Here is a 16,550-nt window from a genome sequence, read left to right as displayed (position 1 = left end):
CCTCTCGGTGGGCGGGTCGTGGGACGCGTGTTCACTTGCCGAAGGCCATCAGGAGCTTCTCGTCCTTGTTCTCGCCCAGCAGCCGGGTGGTGGAGAGGAAGAACCGCCCGTCCGCGTAGGCGGCGCTCTGGGAAGACAGGAAGGAGGCTTCGATCCGTGCGGAGGTGCCCGAGGGGAGCTTCAGCAGCGTTTTGGGCGCGCCTCCGTCGGCCGGGAACGAGACGATCTCGCCGGGCTCGCCGCCGACAGGGCTGGCGCGGTAGGCGGTCAGTTGGCCGTTCGCGGCCTCGAGCGGGACGAGGGCCTTCTTGTCACCGGCCTTGGTGCGCCACTTGATCTTGCCCGTGCCGAGGTCGAAGGCGACGATCTCGCTGCCGGTGGACTTGTCCCCGGCAGCGAGGTACGCGGTGTCCCCGTCGACCGCGGAGTTCCCGCAGTTCTGGAGGCCCTCGCTGGAGCCGTAACCACCGCAGTTGACCACGAAGTTGCCTTCACCGGAGAGCGTGTTGCGCTTCTGCCCCTTCTCGTCGAGGACGAGAATGGCGCGCTCCTTGGTGTCGCGGTTGCCGGCGTCGATGACGGTGGGGCTGACCGAGTAGACGGCGTTGACCTGGTAGCCCTTGGGCAGGCGGTAGCTCCAGGTCTTCTTGCCGGTGTTCGGGTCGGCGTCCTGGATCTCGATGGTCCGGTCGGCGTCCAGGCAGAGGGCCACGGCGATCATCTTGTTGTTGCCCGCGGCGTAGGTCATGGGCTTGCAGCCCTCGGGGCCGGCGTCGGAGAAGAGCTTGTCGCCGGTGCTCAGGCGGTGGGCGCTCTGGCCCCCCGTCCAGGCGAGGGCGAAGGTGTCGCCGCTGAGGGTGACCCTGGTGGAGTCGGCGCTGTTGAAAGGCCCCTCCATGGCAAGCTCCTTCGTCCAGATCTCCTTGCCGGCCTTGAGGTCGATGAGCTTCATCTGGTTGCAGCTGGAGCCGTCGGCGTTCTTGACGACCATGACGGTCCTGCCGTCGGGGGTGGTCTGACCGGTGAGTCCGCAGATCTCAGCAGGGAAGTCGATCTTCCACTTCTCCTTGCCGTCGCTCACCCCGTAGCCGATGACCGACTTGTCGACGGTCTTGACGACGGCGTCGCCGGCGACCCACAGGCCCTTGGCGGGGATTCCGGCTCCCGGGCCCTCCATCTTGGCGGTCTTCAGCCAGAGGGCCTTGTCCTCACCCGGCTTGCGGCCCTCGTTGAGGTCGGTCGGGATGTCGCTGCCCTTGCCGTTGCCGTTGCCGTCGCCCTTGTCCACGGACGGGGACCCGGAGGGCTTGGCGTCGGCGGGCTCCTGCGCGACCGGCTTCGGGTCCTTGTCCTCGCCAGAGAAGGCCACGTAACCGACGCCCCCGAGGACGAGAACGGCAGCCACCGAAGCCGCGATCAGCACCGTCCGCTTCCTCTTCGGCGCACCGCCCGGACCGGAACCGGGAGCGGGACCGGGGCCGCCGGGGCCCGCCTGCCACTGCTGCACGGTCGGCGGCTGCGGCGGGTGACCGGGCTGGGCGTACGGGTTCTCACCCTGCGGCGGAAACCCGTACCCCTGCTGCGGCGGACCCGGCAGATGCCCGTAACCGGAAGGCGTCGGCGGCTGGTTCGAGGGCTGGGGCGGCTCGGTCATCAGCGCACGCTTTCGGCATCGGGAAGGTCGGGGAGGATGACCTTTCTATCACTGACAGCGCTCATACATCGGGCCGGTCCGCCCCCTGTTCCCAAGGGAGGACCGGCCCGTGACGCCGCCGTTATCCGGCCAGTTGCCCCCGAAGACCGGCGGAATCCAGGCCTCCCCGGCCGACTCGCCCCGGCGCGTCGCCAAATCCGCGCGGTCCGGACGGAGTTCGCGGAGCCCTGCGCCGGCCCGGACGCGTGCTCACTTTCCGAAGACCATCAGGAGCTTCTCGTCCTGGCCCTGGGCCCGCAGGTGGGTGGAGGAGATGAAGAACCGTCCGTCCACGTAGTCCAGCTTCGGGAGGGTGAAGGTCCGCTCGATCGGGGCCGCGGGGCTCGAAGGGTGGCGCAGGAGCGCGGTCGGGGTGCCCCCGGCGGCCGGGATGGAGAGGACCTCGCCGCCCTGCTCCTCCTCGGCCTTCCGGTAGACGATCAGCTGCCCGTTCACGGCCTTGAGCGGGGTGAGCGTGCGCTTGTCCCCGGCCGGGACACGCCACTTGTCCTTGCCGGTGGCCAGGTCGAAGGCGACGATCTCGTTGGCCTTGCCGGTGCCCGCCGCGGTGGGCAGGTAGAGGGTGCCCGCGTCGACGACGGCCGAGGGGCAGGTCGCCAGGGACCGGAAGAGGCCGGTGTCGCCGCAGCCGACGGCGAAGCCGCCCTCGCCGGCGAGGGTGGCGGTCTGCTTCCCGTCGGGCCCCAGGACCACGATGGAGCGCTGCTTCGTCTGCTCGTTGCCGATGTCGATGACGGCCGGGTTCACCGAGTAGATGCTGGTGACCTTGAACTTCGCGGGGAGCCGGTAGGCCCAGCCCTTCGCGCCGGTGACGGGGTCGATGCCGTGGACCTCGGCGGTGGAGTCCTCGTCCGAGCAGGTGACGAGGGCGATCATCTTGCCGTTGCCGGCCTCGTAGGAGTCCGGGTTGCAGCCGTCGCCCACGGGGCTCGCGAAGAGCTTGTCACCGTTGCTGATCTTGAAGGCGCTGGCGTTGCCGCCGCGGCTGACGGTGACGGTGTCCCCGATCATGGACAGGGTGGGGCTGGTGAAGATGTCGAAGAGCCCCTCCTTGGGCACCTCCTTCGACCAGACCTCCTTGCCCGTCTTGAGGTCGACCACGCGCAGCTGGGTGCAGGAGGTGTTCTCCCCCTCGCCGTCGCGGTACATGACGACCGTCCTGCCCTCGGCGGTGGTCTGCGGGGCGACGGAGCAGATCTGCGCGGGGAAGGGGAGTGTCCACTTCTCTTTGCCGTCGGTGACCGAGTAGCCGGTGAGGTTCTTCCAGAGGCTCTTGACCACGGTGTCGCCGACGACCCACTGGCCGGCGGCGTCGACGCCCATGCCGGGGCCGTCGATCTTGGTGGTCTTGAGCCAGAGGACCTTGTCCTCGCCCTGCTTGCGGCCGGAGTTCAGGTCCGCCTGCTGGCCTCCGCCGTTGCCGTTGCCGTTGCCGTCGCCCTTGTCCACGGACGGGGACCCGGAGGGCTTGGCGTCGGCGGGCTCCTGCGCGACCGGCTTCGGGTCCTTGTCGCCGCCCGAGAAAGCCACGTAGCCGACGCCCCCGAGGACGAGGACGGCAGCCACCGAAGCCGCGATCAGCACCGTCCGCTTCCTCTTCGGCGCACCGCCCGGACCGGAACCGGAGCCGCCGGGGCCCGCCTGCCACTGCTGCACGGTCGGCGGCTGCGGCGGGTATCCGGGCTGCTGGGCGTACGGGTTCTCACCCTGCGGCGGAAACCCGTACCCCTGCTGCGGCGGACCCGGCAGATGCCCGTAACCGGAAGGCGTCGGCGGCTGGTTCGGCGGCTGGGGCGGCTCGGTCATCAGCGCACGCTTTCGGCATCAGGAGGTCGGGGAGGATGACCTTTCTATCACTGACCCGGCCCGGCCCCGCTCAGGCCTCCTCGGCCAGCTCCAGCCAGCGCATCTCCAATTCGTCGCGGTCCGAGAGGAGTTCGCGCAGCTCCGCGTCGAGCTTGGCCACCTTGTCGTAGTCGGTGGAGTTCTCGGCGATCTGCGCGTGCAGGTTGCCCTCGCGGTCGGACAGCTTGTTCAGCTGCCGCTCGATCTTCTGGAGTTCCTTCTTCGCGGCGCGCGAGTCCCCCGAGGCGGTGGACTTCGCGGAGCCCGCGGACTGGACGGGCGCCGGGGCGGCCGCCTCGATCATCCGCTGCCGGCGCTCCAGGTACTCGTCCAGACCTCGCGGCAGCATCCGCAGGCTCGCGTCGCCGAGCAGCGCCATCACCGTGTCGGTGGTGCGCTCGATGAAGAAGCGGTCGTGGGAGATCACGATCATCGAGCCGGGCCAGCCGTCGAGGAGGTCCTCCAGCTGGGTCAGGGTCTCGATGTCGAGGTCGTTGGTGGGCTCGTCGAGGAAGAGGACGTTGGGCTCGTCCATCAGCAGGCGCAGGATCTGCAGACGGCGGCGCTCACCGCCGGAGAGGTCGCCGACCGGCGTCCACTGCTTCTCCTTGGTGAAGCCGAACTGCTCGCAGAGCTGGCCCGCCGTCATCTCGCGGCCCTTGCCCAGGTCGACGCGGTCACGCACGCGCTGGACGGCCTCCAGGACGCGCAGGGACGGGTCGAGTTCGCCGACCTCCTGCGAGAGGTACGCCAGCTTGACGGTCTTGCCGACGATGATCTTTCCGGCGGCGGGCTGGACCTCGCCCTGGGTGCGGGCGGCCTCGGCGAGGGCGCGCAGCAGGGAGGTCTTGCCGGCGCCGTTGACGCCGACGAGGCCGACGCGGTCGCCGGGGCCCAGGTGCCAGGTGAGGTGCTTGAGGAGTTCCTTCGGGCCGGCGTGGACGCTGACGCCTTCCAGGTCGAAGACCGTCTTGCCGAGCCGGGCGTTGGCGAACCGCATCAGCTCGGAGGTGTCGCGCGGCGGCGGCACGTCGGCGATGAGCTCGTTGGCGGCCTCGATGCGGTAACGCGGCTTGGAGGTCCGGGCGGGGGCGCCGCGGCGCAGCCAGGCCAGCTCCTTGCGCATCAGGTTCTGCCGCTTGGACTCCTCGGTCGCGGCGATGCGGTCGCGCTCGGCGCGGGCGAAGACGTAGTCGCTGTAACCGCCCTCGTACTCGTGCACGTCACCGCGCTGCACGTCCCACATGCGGGTGCAGACCTGGTCGAGGAACCAGCGGTCGTGGGTGACGCAGACGAGCGCGGAGCGGCGCTCCTGGAGGTGCTTGGCCAGCCAGGAGATGCCCTCGACGTCGAGGTGGTTGGTGGGCTCGTCGAGGATCAGGAGGTCCTGGTCGGCGATGAGCAGCTTGGCGAGGGCGATCCGGCGGCGCTCGCCACCGGAGAGCGGGCCGATGACGGTGTCGAGGCCCTGGCCGAAGCCGGGCAGGTCGAGGCCGCCGAAGAGTCCGGTGAGGACGTCACGGATCTTGGCGTTGCCGGCCCACTCGTGGTCGGCCATGTCCCGGATGATCTCGTGGCGGATGGTCGCCCGGGGGTCGAGGGAGTCGTGCTGGGTGAGGACGCCCATGCGCAGGCCGCCGGACTGGGTGACCCGTCCGGTGTCGGGCTCCTCCAGCTTGGCGATCATCCGGATGAGGGTGGTCTTGCCGTCGCCGTTGCGGCCGACCACGCCGATCCGGTCCCCCTCGGACACGCCGAGGGAGATGCCGTCCAGCAGGGTACGTGTGCCGTACACCTTGCTGACTGCCTCGACATTGACCAGATTGACGGCCATCAGACGCGCTCCAGGGAAAGGGTGTGGATCAGCCCCTCAGCCTAACCCTCCGGGCCGGGGCAGACCGTTCTACGAGATACCAGCCGCCCAGTGCCATCGCGATCGCGGCCGGCGCGGTGACGGGCAGGGCGATCAGCGTGGCGCTGTGCCCGTCGAGCAGGCCGCCGAGGCCGGTCATGGACAGGCCCAGGATGCCGAGCAGGCACAGGGTGATCCCGAGGGCGGCGACGGGGCCGCCGGAGCTCCGCGCGGGGGCGGGCGCGCCGGTCCGGGGCGCCTCGAAGCGGCGGAACAGCGCGACGAGCACACCCGTCAGGGCGGCCGCGGCCAGGAACCGTACCGGGACCTGCGCCCACCAGGCGGCCGTGGCGGGGGCCGGCAGGCCGAGGCCGAGGGCGAGCTGGGCCGCGTACACGCCGAGCATGGCGGTCAGGTGCCACAGGAAGGCGGTCATGGCGAGGCCGTTGGCCGCGACCACCCCGCGCCAGACGCGCGGGCGGCGCAGCCACGCGGTGGCCGGCCCGGCCGCCAGCTGGACGGCACCGACGAGCCACAGGCCGTGGCAGAGCAGGGCGAGGGTGGGCGGGGCCATGTTGGAGACCTTCTCGCCGGGCATCCCGACCATGGAGAGCGGGTACGGACCGTACGCCACCAGCAGGGCGGCGCAGGCGAGTCCCACGGCGGCGAGGAGGGCGGGCCTGCGGATGCGGCCGTCGGCGCGCAGGAAGCCGAGCTGGTGGACGGCGAGCCACACGAGGGCGAAGTTCAGGAACTCCACGTACGGGACGCCGAACGCGAAGCGCAGTACGTCGACCAGGGCGGCCGCCCCGGCCAGGGCGGCGAAGGCGGCCCAGCCGTGGCGCTCGTGCAGCTTCAGCAGCGGCGGGGTGAAGGCGACCATGGCGAGGTAGATCCCGATGAACCACAGCGGCTGGGTGACGAGCCGCAGCGCCGCCCCGGTCAGCGTTCCGCCGCCGTGACCGGCGAGCTGCACGGCGAGCGCGGCGGCGGCCCACACCAGGACGAAGACGAGGGTGGGGCGCAGCAGCCGCTGGAGCCGGGCCCGCAGGAAGACGGCGTAGACGGGCCCGTCGGTGCGGCGGGCCAGGGAGCGGTAGGACAGGGCGTGCGAGAACCCGCCGACGAAGAAGAAGACGGGCATGATCTGCAGCCCCCAGGTGAGCACCTGGAGGGCGGGCACGAGGGCGAGCAGATTCCCTATGCCGTCGCCGCTGACGGCGGCCATCAGCCAGTGTCCGGCGATGACGGTGCCGAGCGAGGCGACGCGCAGCAGGTCGACGTACCGGTCACGGTCGGCGGGGGTGGCCTCGGCCAGGGCGCGTGCGCTAGCTGTCATGACGCCACGGTCGCCGCCACGGACCGTCTCCCGACAGGGCGCGGATACTCAACTCCGGCCTGAGTACCGCCCCGGGACTCCGCCCCCGTACCGGGGCTCCGCCCCGAACCCCGCGCCTCAAACGCCGGCGGGGCTGTTCTTCAGCCCCGCCGGCGTTTGAGGCGCGGGGTCTGGGGCGGAGCCCCAGCAGCGGACCCGCGGGGTCAGGACGGCAGGACCGTGGCTCCGGGGGCCGGACTGGAGGCGATCCGCGTGGCCCGGCAGCTGCCGGAGGCGGACAGCGCCGCCGCGACCTTGGCGGCAGCCTCCTCGTCCGCGGCGAGGAACGCCGTCGTCGGCCCCGAGCCGGAGACCAGCGCGGCGAGCGCCCCACCCTCCATGCCCGCGGCCAGCGTCCGCGCCAGCTGCGGCCGAAGCGAAAGCGCCGCGGCCTGGAGGTCATTGGCCAAGGTGGCGCCCAGCGCGTCCGCGTCGCCCGAAGCCAGGGCCGCCAGCAGCGCCGGGGAGGCTTCGGGGGCCGGGACCCGGGTGCCGGCGGTGAGGCGGTCGAACTCGCGGAAGACCGCCGGGGTGGACAGACCGCCGTCGGCCACCGCGAAGACCCAGTGGAACGTCCCCGCCCCGACCGGCGTGAGCAGCTCACCGCGGCCGGTGCCGAGCGCGGCCCCGCCGACGAGGCTGAAGGGGACGTCGCTGCCGAGCTCCGCGCAGATGTCGAGGAGCTCGGCGCGCGGGGTGTCCAGGCCCCACAGGGTGTCGCAGGCCAGCAGCGCCGCCGCGCCGTCCGCGCTGCCGCCCGCCATGCCGCCCGCGACCGGGATGTTCTTCGCGATGTGCAGGTGGACGGCGGGTTCGATCCCGGCCCGGGCCGCGAGGATCTCGGCGGCGCGCGCCGCGAGGTTGGTGCGGTCCAGGGGGACCTGGCCGGCGTCGGGGCCGGTGCAGGTGATGGTCAGGGCGTCGGCCGGGGTGGCGGTGACCTCGTCGTACAGGGAGACGGCGAGGAAGACGTTGGCCAGGTCGTGGAAGCCGTCGGGGCGGGCCGCGCCCACCGCCAGCTGGACGTTGACCTTCGCGGGGACCCGTACGGTCACGGGCGCCTGGTGCGCGCTCACAGTGCGGGCCTCTCCGCCGCCGGCTTGTGCTCGGCGATCGCCGCGAACTCCTCGACCGTCAGGGACTCGCCGCGGGCCTGCGGCGAGACACCGGCGGCGACCAGCGCGGCCTCCGCGCCCGCCGCCGAGCCGGCCCAGCCGGCCAGTGCGGCGCGCAGCGTCTTGCGGCGCTGGGCGAAGGCGGCGTCGACGACGGCGAAGACCTCGGCCTTGGTGGCGGTGGTCTTGATCGGCTCGGTGCGGCGCACCAGCGAGACGAGACCGGAGTCGACGTTCGGGGCGGGCCAGAAGACCTTGCGGCCGATGGCGCCGGCCCGCTTGACGTGCGCGTACCAGTTGGCCTTGACGGAGGGCACCCCGTAGACCTTGTTGCCCGGTTCCGCGGCCAGCCGGTCGGCGACCTCGGCCTGCACCATCACGAGCGTGCGTTCGATGGTCGGGAAGCGGTCGAGCATGGTGAGCAGGACGGGCACGGCCACGTTGTACGGCAGGTTCGCGACGAGCGCGGTCGGCGCCGGGCCGGGCAGTTCGGTCACCAGCATCGCGTCGGAGTGGACCAGCGCGAAGCGGTCCTTCTTCGCGGGCATCCGCGCCTCGATGGTGGCGGGCAGGGCGGCGGCGAGGATGTCGTCGATCTCGACGGCGACGACCCGGTCCGCGGCCTCCAGCAGTGCGAGCGTCAGCGAGCCGAGCCCCGGGCCGACCTCGACGACCACGTCGTCCGGGCGGACCTCGGCGGTGCGCACGATCCTGCGGACCGTGTTGGCGTCGATGACGAAGTTCTGCCCCTTCTGCTTCGTCGGGCGTACGCCGAGGGCGGCGGCCAGCTCCCTGATGTCGGCCGGGCCGAGGAGGGCGTCGGACGCGGCGGGGGAGGTGTTCTCGGTGTTCTCGGGCTGCTGCTCTGCGGTGCTCACCGGTAAAGCGTACGGCCGCAGTGCGGCCACGGACTCGCCCCCCGCTGCACGTAGAGCTTCTTCGCCCGGTACGTCTGCTCCGCGCCCGAGGCGTCCTGCGGGCGTCCGCTGCCGCCGAGGGCCTGCCAGGTGCGGACGTCGAACTGGTACAGCCCGCCGTAGGTCCCCGAGGCGTCGGTGGCGGAGGGGCGGCCGCCGGACTCGCACTGGGCGAGGGCCGCCCAGTTGAGGCCGTCAGCTCCGGCGACGGAGCTCGGCAGCGCCTTGGTGCCGACCTTGACGAGCTGGGTGACGGGTTCGCGGACGACCTCGTCGGCGATCGGCCGCGGCTTCTGCCGGACCCCGTTGACGGTGCGCAGGCTGTACGTGACCCTGCGCGCCCCGGGGCTGCCGACGCGCTCGACGACCTCGGTGCCGGCGAACAGCTCGGGGTCCTTGACCTTCTCGGTCTCGTACGGGATCCGCTCCTCGCGGACCTCACGGGTGCCGGTGACGCGGAGCACGGTGACGGTCTGGCCGTCGCGCGGGAAGTCGGTGGGCGGTACGGAGGTGGTGTCCTGGCCCTGGAGGGTGATGCCGGCCTGGTCGAGGGCCTCCTGGACGGTGGCGGCGTTGGTGCGGATGGTGCGTTCGCGGCCGTCGGCCATGAAGGTGACGCTGCGTTCGGTGCGGACGCTGAGGGCCAGCCCGGCGCGCGGGACGGGGGCGGTGCGGGGGGCGGAGAGGTAGGCGCCCTCGGCGCGGATGCCGAACTGGCGCAGGGCGCCCTCGACGGTGCGGGCGGTGGTCCACACCTGGCGCTGCTGTCCGTCGAGGGTCATGTGGAGGGGGCGGCCGTAGCGGACGACGATCTCCTCGCCGTCGTCGAGGCGTTCGCCGGGGGCGGGGGCGACGAGGTCGTGGGGGCCGACGCCGAGGCCTTCGGCGGCGAGCAGTTCGCCGATGTCGTCGGCGAAGGTGTGGAGGTTGCGCGGGACGCCGTCCACGGTGAGCCGTACGGCCTTGTCGGCGGCGACGAAGGCCGTGGTGCCGCCCGCGAGGAAGGCGACGACGAGGGCCTGCGGCACGATCCGCCGCCAGTTCCCGCCGAGGGGCTCGGCGGGGGCGCCGCGGCCCCGGGCGCGGCGGCGGCCCGGCACCGTGGGGGTGGGGACGGCGGGTGCGGCGGGCGCGGCAGGTGCGGCGGGTGCGGCGGGTGCGGCGGGTGCGGCGGGTGCGGCCGGGGCCACGGCCAAGGCCGCGGGGGCCCCGGCCCGGCGGCGGCCCGAGCCGGGCGCGACGGGCGCCGCGGCCAGGGTGTCGGCCTCCGACAGCTCGGCCGGTGACAGACCGGCCCGGCGGCGGCGCCCGCCGCGCGGTCCCGGGACCGGGACCGGGACCGGGGGCTCCGGGTCCCACGCGGCGGGCCCGGGATCCTCCGTACCGGACGGCCAGGCCACGGGCTGGGCCAAGGGCTGGGCCTCGTACGCCTCGGGGACGGGACCGCCACGGCGGTGACTGCCCTGCGTATCGCTCACGACGCTCGCTCCACTGGTGATCCGGCACCCTCTGGTGCGGGCACGGCACCCTAGCGGAGGAGTCGTCACGCTCCAAAGCGGGACGGCTACTCAGCGTGTCGGAGCGGGCGGGGAATCAGTAGCCGAAGGCGCGGGCCGTGTTGGCCGCCAGCGCGGTGGCCATCGCGTCCTCGTCGATGCCGCGGACCGCGGCCATGGCCCGGACCGTCAGCGGAATGAGGTACGGCGCGTTGGGCCGTCCGCGGTACGGCGCAGGGGTGAGGTAGGGCGCGTCCGTCTCGACGAGCACCAGCTCCAGCGGCGCCACGGCCAGGGCCTCGCGCAGCGGCGCGGCGTTCTTGAAGGTGACGGTCCCGGCGAAGGACATGTAGTACCCGGCGGCGGCGCACTCGCGGGCCATGTCGGCGTCCCCTGAGTAGCAGTGGAAGACGGTGCGCTCGGGGGCGCCCTCCTCCCGCAGGACGCGCAGCACGTCCGCGTGGGCGTCCCGGTCGTGGATGACGAGCGCCTTGCCCTGCCGCTTGGCGATCTCGATGTGCGCGCGGAAGGAACGCTCCTGCGCGGCCATGCCCTCCGGCCCGGTGCGGAAGTGGTCGAGACCGGTCTCGCCGACCGCCTTGACGTGGTCGAGGGCCGCCAGCGCCTCGATCTCGGCGAGGGCCTCGTCCAGGGCGGCCTCGCCGCCGCCGGACCGGGCGCCCTGGCGCGACCAGCCGTCCGGATCGCCGTGGACGATGCGCGGGGCCTCGTTCGGGTGGAGGGCGACGGCCGCGTGGACGTTCGCGTACGCGGCCGCGGTCTCGGCGGCCCACCGGGAGCCCTTCACGTCGCAGCCCACCTGGACGACGGTGGTCACGCCCACCGAGGCGGCCTTCGCGAGGCCCTCCTCGACGGTCCCGGACTGCATGTCGAGGTGGGTGTGCGAGTCCGCCACCGCCACCCGGAGGGGTTCGGGCAGCGGCGGCGGTGCGTCCTTGGGCTGCGTCTTCTCCACGCGTGTGCTCATACGGCCGATCTTATGACCGGCGGAAGAGCCCCTTCAGACGGGAGAGCAGGCCCGGGCGCTCCCCGGCCGGGCCGGCGACCACCGGCCCCGGGGAGGCGTGCGACCGGGCGGGCCTGCGCTGCTTCGGCGGCTTCGGCGTCCGGGGGACGTTCGCACCGGCCGGCACCGGACCGGCGATCCCGGGGGCGATCTGGTGGTGGTAGATGTGGTCGATCATGCCCAGCACCGAGGAGACCTGCCCGGCCCGCATGATCCGTACGACGTGTCCGCCGCAGTTCAGGCAGGTCGGGTTGGACAGGGGGGAGGGCACCCGCTCGCCGTCGACCTTGTACATGATGAACGGCTCGCCCTTGCCGTCGACATGGTGCTCGATCGCGTACGCCTGCTCCCAGCCGTACCCGCACCTCATGCACGCGAAGGAGTAGGCCTCGTGCACGGTGTGCACGTCGGAAGCGGTCACAGCGACAGGGACTGCGGCGGGGACGGGTACCGGGGTGTCTGCGATCTCACTCATGCCAGCTCCTCTTGTTCCACTGGTGCCATTGCCAGTGGACGCCTCAACGGGCGGGAGCGCATCAGGCCCTGTCTACTGTTGGACGGTCTTTGGGCGACTCATGTCAAAAGCGCCCGGTGCGCGGTCTGAGCTTTGCTTTTCAGGCTAGCTCTTTACCCACCGAGGGCACCTTTTGTGCCGCGTTCTTTGCCGCGACCACAGCGTCGAACACCTCGCGCTTGGGTACGCCGGCCTCGGCCGCGACCGCCGCGATGGCCTCCTTGCGCCGCTCGCCGGCCTCCTCGCGCACCCGCACCCGGCGCACCAGCTCCTCGTCGTCCACATCTCCGGGCACGGCGGCCGGGGCGCCCTCGACCACGACGGTGATCTCACCGCGCACCCCTTCGGCGGCCCAGGCCGCGAGCTCGCCGAGCCCGCCGCGCTTGACCTCCTCGTAGGTCTTGGTCAGCTCGCGGCAGACCGCGGCCCGCCGGTCGGCGCCGAAGACCTCGGCCATCGCGGCCAGGGTGTCGTCGAGCCGGTGCGGGGCCTCGAAGTAGACGAGCGTGCGCCGCTCGCCCTCGACCTCGCGCAGCCGGCTCAGGCGCTCCCCCGCCTTGCGCGGCAGGAACCCCTCGAAGCAGAACCGGTCCACCGGCAGCCCGGACATGGCGAGCGCGGTGAGCACCGCGGACGGCCCGGGGACGGCGGTGACCTTGATGTCCTTCTCCACGGCGGCGGCGACCAGCCGGTAGCCGGGGTCGGAGACCGACGGCATGCCCGCATCCGTCACCAGCAGTACACGCGCCCCGCCGGCCAGGGCCTCGACCAGCTCCGGGGTGCGCGCCGACTCGTTGCCCTCGAAGTACGACAGGACGCGCCCGGTGGTGTGCACGCCGAGCCCCTGGGTCAGCCGGCGCAGCCGCCGGGTGTCCTCGGCGGCGATCACATCGGCCCGCTCCAGCTCGGCCGCCAGACGCGGCGGGGCGTCCGCGAGATCGCCGATGGGGGTGCCGGCGAGCACGAGCGTGCCCGTCAGGCCTCCGGCCGTGGCTGCTGTCGTGGTGGCTTCGGTACCGCGGGGCTGGTCAGTCGTCACCCGCCCATCCTCTCAGCCCGGTGCCCCGCCGCCCCCCGCCACTGGTGGCGCACACAGATCTCTTCCCTACGATGTGCCGGTGACCAGTACCGCGACGCCGCCGCCCAGCCCCGCGGGGGCCCCGCCCGCCTCATCGGTGGGACGCGAAGACGAGCCGCCCACCTGGCTGCGCCGGCTGCGCGGCTTCGGCTACGTGCCGCCCGCCGCCGCGTCCGCGCGCGCGGACGTCCGCACCCGCCTGGTGCCCCCGTACACCAGGCCGTCCAAGCAGCTGTGGATGACCTTCGGGCTGCCGCCCCAGGTATGGGGGACCTGGCGGCTGATCGCCTCGTGGGCGGGGCCGCTGCTGGTGGCGCTGGTCGCCGGGGTGCTGCGGTTCGTGCACCTGGGCAGCCCGAAGGCGGTGATATTCGACGAGACGTACTACGCCAAGGACGCCTGGGCCACGATCCGCCAGGGCTACGAGGCGAGCTGGCCCAAGGACATCGACGCCTCGATCCTCGCCAACCCGGACGGGGTCGCCCTCCCGACCGATCCGGGCTACGTCGTGCACCCGCCGGTCGGCAAATGGGTGATCGGGCTCGGCGAGTGGATGTTCGGCTTCACGCCCTTCGGCTGGCGGTTCATGACCGCCGTGCTCGGCACCCTGTCGGTGTTCATGCTGTGCCGCATCGGGCGCCGTCTCTTCCGCTCGACCTTCCTGGGCTGCCTGGCGGGCGCGCTGCTCGCGGTGGACGGCCTGCACCTGGTGATGAGCCGCACCGCGCTGCTGGACCTGGTGCTGATGTTCTTCGTGCTGGCCGCCTTCGGGGCCCTGCTCATCGACCGCGACCGGGCCAGAGCCCGGCTCGCGGACGCGCTGCCGGTGGACGAGGAGGGCCGGACCCGGCCGGACGTGAAGATCGCCGAGACGCTGCGGCTGGGCTGGCGGCCGTACCGGATCCTGGCCGGCGTCTGCCTGGGTCTGGCCGGGGGCACGAAGTGGAACGGCTTCGTCATCCTCGCCTTCTTCGGCGTGCTGACCGTGCTGTGGGACGCCGCCGCGCGCCGCACCGCGGGCGCGGGCGCCCCGTACGCCTCGATGCTGCGCCGCGACGCGCTGCCCGCCTTCGTCTCCACCGTGCCGGTGGCGATCGCCACGTACCTGGCCTCGTGGTCGGGCTGGATCCTCAGTCCGGACAACGGCAAGGGCGGCTATCTGCGGGACTGGGCGGCCAAGTACGACCAGGGCAGTTCGCTGGGCTTCCTGCCGGAGTGGCTGCGCAGCCTGTGGCACTACGAGACCGAGGTCTACAGGTTCCACGTGGGCCTGACCTCGGGGCACACCTACGAGTCCAACCCGTGGAGCTGGCTGGTCCTGGGCCGGCCCGTCTCCTACTTCTACGAGTCCCCCGAGGCCGGCGCCGACGGCTGTCCGGCGACCGCGGCGGGCAAGTGCGCCCGCGAGGTCCTGGCCCTGGGCACCCCGCTGCTGTGGTGGGCGGGCTGCTTCGCGCTGCTGTACGTGCTGTGGCGGTGGTTCTTCCGCCGCGACTGGCGGGCGGGCGCGATCGCGTGCGCGCTGGGTGCGGGTCTGCTGCCCTGGTTCAACTACCAGGAGCGGACGATCTTCTACTTCTACGCGGTGGTCTTCGTCCCGTACCTGTGTCTGGCGGTGGCGATGATGATCGGCGCCCTGCTGGGCCCGGCCGGGTCGAGCGAGCGCCGCCGGGCGCTGGGCGCGATCGGCGCGGGCGTGCTGGTCCTGCTGATCGCGTGGAACTTCATCTACTTCTGGCCGATCTACACGGGCCAGACCCTCCCGATGGACTCCTGGCGCGGCCGCATGTGGCTGGACACCTGGGTCTAGCAGCGCAGACGACGGGCCCGGCACCTTCTGGTGCCGGGCCCGTCGTCTTGCAGGAGCGACATTTCACGACACGCTAATTTGGGGCACCCCGAAGCAGAGGAGAGGCCCCGTGGGCAAGGTGGTCATGTACAGCTCGGTGTCGGTGGACGGCTTCGTCGCGGACGAGAACGACCAGCCCGGACCGCTGTTCGACTGGCTGTCCAGCGGTGACGTCCCGTTGGACGAGAGCGGCGTGCTGAAGGTGTCGCAGACGTCCTACGACTACACCCGGCCTTACTGGGACCGGATCGGTGTCACGGTCGTCGGCCGCCGCGTCTTCGACCTGACGGACGGCTGGGACGGGAAGCCGCCGGGCGGGATCGACCACGTGGTCGTCGTGTCGCACCGGCCCATGCCCGAGGGCTGGGACCTCGAGGCGCCGTTTCACTTCGTCGACGGCGTCGAGGCAGCCATGGCCAAGGCCCAGGAGCTCGCGGGTGAGCGCATGGTCGAGGTCGCCGCCGGCGACGTCGGTGGCCAGGTGCTTGCCGCGGGCCTGGTCGACGAGGTGCGCATGGACGTCGTGCCCGTCGTGTTCGGGTCCGGCAGGCGCTACTTCGGGTCGGTCCACGCGCAGCACCTGTTGGAGGATCCTGACGTGGTGATTCAGGGCAACCGGGTGCTTCACCTGCGCTATCGGGTGCGCCGTTGACGGACACGGCTGCGGACACGTCCTAGCGGGATGCCTCGCAGGCCGAGGCCGCGACGTCCTTGCTCGCGCCGACCGCGACGAGGCTGGCGTCGCAGCTGGTCTGGTTGCCGATCGACCCCTGGTAGCAGGCCTCCGTGGCGCCGTCCGTGGCCTTCGGAGCGTGCTGGGCGACGTACTGCTCGCAGGCCTTCACGTCCGCGTGGGCGGACGGGGCGGCGATGACGGTGCCGCCGACGGCGAGGGCCAGGCCTGCCAGGATGCTGGGGATACGAGCCGACGGACGCATGCGGATGCACCTGCTCTCTCGGTGGGTCGCGCGGTCCGCAGACGCGCCGGACCGCGGGCGGGGGCGGCGGCTTGGAGCGGGGGCCCTCGCTCTTCCGACGCTAGAACACGGCATCAGTGCACGCATGTTCGGGCCGTGCCGGTGTCAGCCCTCCCGTGTGTGCTCGTCGTCCCAGGCGGGGGCGGTGACCGTGCCGGCGGCCCAGTCCCGACGCAGGATCGCGTAGCCGACCGCGTCGTGGACCGTACCGTCGGCCGAGGGCCATCCCTCCCGGTAGTGCGCCTCCTTGACGTACCCGCACCGCCGGAAGGCGCGGCGCATCGCCGCGTTGTCCTGGCGCGTGGTCCCCTCGATCCGCCGGATCCGGGGGAGTTCGGTGAACAGGTGTCCCGTCAGCCAGGTCAGCGCGTGGCCGCCGATCCCCCGGCCCCGGTACCGGGAGCGGATCCGCAGGTCGAAGACGGGCGTGCTGTCGCCCAGGTCCATCAGGCGGACCAGGCCGAGGGTCTCGCCGCCGGCGGCGATCCAGAACGATCTGGTCTCCGCGTTGTCGAAGCGGCCGTCCGCGGCCCATTGCCGGGCCTGCTCCGGGTCGACCACGGCCGAGCCGTGGAACGGCCAGGTGTCCCCGGTGAGGAAGGCGACCAGGTCATCGGCATCGGCATCGGCGTAACGCCGGTAGGTGAGGTCCACGGCGGCACTCTAGGAAAGGGGAGCCGCCGGTGACGAGCCGATTACGTTCGGATGTTCCGGTCCGGTAACAATGGCGTACCGGAGAGCTGCACAGAGTAAAGTCCGCACCAAGGGTTCTTTGAACATGTTCAGGA

14 protein-coding genes are annotated in these 16,550 nt (G+C 72.3%); 2 read left to right on the top strand and 12 right to left on the bottom strand.

The features are described from left to right. Positions 1 to 31: 31 nt before the first annotated feature. The 10 genes from KO717_RS21750 to rsmI form a co-directional block, all read right to left on the bottom strand. Entirely contained in the window at positions 32 to 1,654 is a 1,623-nt protein-coding gene (locus tag KO717_RS21750) for an outer membrane protein assembly factor BamB family protein (RefSeq protein ID WP_301370435.1), read from the bottom strand. 249 nt (positions 1,655 to 1,903) lie between these two features. Next, positions 1,904 to 3,520 (bottom strand): outer membrane protein assembly factor BamB family protein, encoded by a 1,617-nt coding sequence (locus KO717_RS21745; protein ID WP_301370433.1) that lies wholly within the window; start codon positions 3,518 to 3,520, stop codon positions 1,904 to 1,906. Positions 3,521 to 3,590: 70 nt separating this feature from the next. Beyond that, positions 3,591 to 5,393 carry an ABC-F family ATP-binding cassette domain-containing protein gene (locus KO717_RS21740; RefSeq protein ID WP_301370432.1) on the bottom strand — a complete coding sequence of 601 codons (1,803 nt, stop codon included), beginning with the start codon at positions 5,391 to 5,393 and terminating at the stop codon, positions 3,591 to 3,593. A 28-nt stretch (positions 5,394 to 5,421) separates the two neighbouring features. After that, complete coding sequence (locus KO717_RS21735; protein ID WP_301370431.1) at positions 5,422 to 6,750, bottom strand: acyltransferase family protein; 1,329 nt, start codon at positions 6,748 to 6,750, stop codon at positions 5,422 to 5,424. 203 nt (positions 6,751 to 6,953) lie between these two features. Beyond that, positions 6,954 to 7,865, bottom strand: a complete 912-nt coding sequence (locus tag KO717_RS21730; RefSeq protein WP_301370430.1) for a 4-(cytidine 5'-diphospho)-2-C-methyl-D-erythritol kinase — start codon at positions 7,863 to 7,865, stop codon at positions 6,954 to 6,956. Next, complete coding sequence (rsmA, locus tag KO717_RS21725; RefSeq protein ID WP_301370428.1) at positions 7,862 to 8,782, bottom strand: 16S rRNA (adenine(1518)-N(6)/adenine(1519)-N(6))-dimethyltransferase RsmA; 921 nt, start codon at positions 8,780 to 8,782, stop codon at positions 7,862 to 7,864. The genes KO717_RS21730 and rsmA overlap by 4 nt, the downstream gene beginning before the upstream one ends. Beyond that, positions 8,779 to 10,299 carry a resuscitation-promoting factor gene (locus tag KO717_RS21720; RefSeq protein WP_301370427.1) on the bottom strand — a complete coding sequence of 507 codons (1,521 nt, stop codon included), beginning with the start codon at positions 10,297 to 10,299 and terminating at the stop codon, positions 8,779 to 8,781. The genes rsmA and KO717_RS21720 overlap by 4 nt, the downstream gene beginning before the upstream one ends. A gap of 115 nt (positions 10,300 to 10,414) precedes the next feature. Continuing rightward, on the bottom strand, positions 10,415 to 11,305 hold the full coding sequence (locus KO717_RS21715; RefSeq protein ID WP_301370425.1) for a TatD family hydrolase: 891 nt from the start codon (positions 11,303 to 11,305) through the stop codon (positions 10,415 to 10,417). A 10-nt stretch (positions 11,306 to 11,315) separates the two neighbouring features. Beyond that, a complete protein-coding gene (locus KO717_RS21710; RefSeq protein WP_437184548.1) occupies positions 11,316 to 11,819 on the bottom strand; it encodes a hypothetical protein in 504 nt (167 codons plus the stop codon). A 139-nt stretch (positions 11,820 to 11,958) separates the two neighbouring features. Beyond that, positions 11,959 to 12,837, bottom strand: coding sequence for a 16S rRNA (cytidine(1402)-2'-O)-methyltransferase (rsmI, locus tag KO717_RS21705; protein WP_301374656.1), 879 nt, complete (start codon positions 12,835 to 12,837; stop codon positions 11,959 to 11,961). Between the two features lie 139 nt (positions 12,838 to 12,976). Between rsmI and KO717_RS21700 the strand changes: the two genes are divergently transcribed. Continuing rightward, positions 12,977 to 14,746, top strand: a complete 1,770-nt coding sequence (locus tag KO717_RS21700) for a dolichyl-phosphate-mannose--protein mannosyltransferase (protein WP_437184547.1) — start codon at positions 12,977 to 12,979, stop codon at positions 14,744 to 14,746. 109 nt (positions 14,747 to 14,855) lie between these two features. Then, positions 14,856 to 15,437 (top strand): dihydrofolate reductase family protein, encoded by a 582-nt coding sequence (locus KO717_RS21695; protein ID WP_301370423.1) that lies wholly within the window; start codon positions 14,856 to 14,858, stop codon positions 15,435 to 15,437. 22 nt (positions 15,438 to 15,459) lie between these two features. On the opposite strand, the gene KO717_RS21690 is transcribed toward KO717_RS21695, so the two are convergent. Then, on the bottom strand, positions 15,460 to 15,723 hold the full coding sequence (locus KO717_RS21690; RefSeq protein WP_301370421.1) for a hypothetical protein: 264 nt from the start codon (positions 15,721 to 15,723) through the stop codon (positions 15,460 to 15,462). 144 nt (positions 15,724 to 15,867) lie between these two features. Next, positions 15,868 to 16,416 carry a GNAT family N-acetyltransferase gene (locus KO717_RS21685; protein WP_301370419.1) on the bottom strand — a complete coding sequence of 183 codons (549 nt, stop codon included), beginning with the start codon at positions 16,414 to 16,416 and terminating at the stop codon, positions 15,868 to 15,870. Positions 16,417 to 16,550 lie beyond the last annotated feature (134 nt).

This window comes from Streptomyces xanthophaeus, assembly GCF_030440515.1.
Lineage (GTDB): Bacteria > Actinomycetota > Actinomycetes > Streptomycetales > Streptomycetaceae > Streptomyces > Streptomyces kutzneri.
Note: the sequence above shows the minus strand (reverse complement) of the source record. Positions and strands in the feature narration are given on the sequence as shown.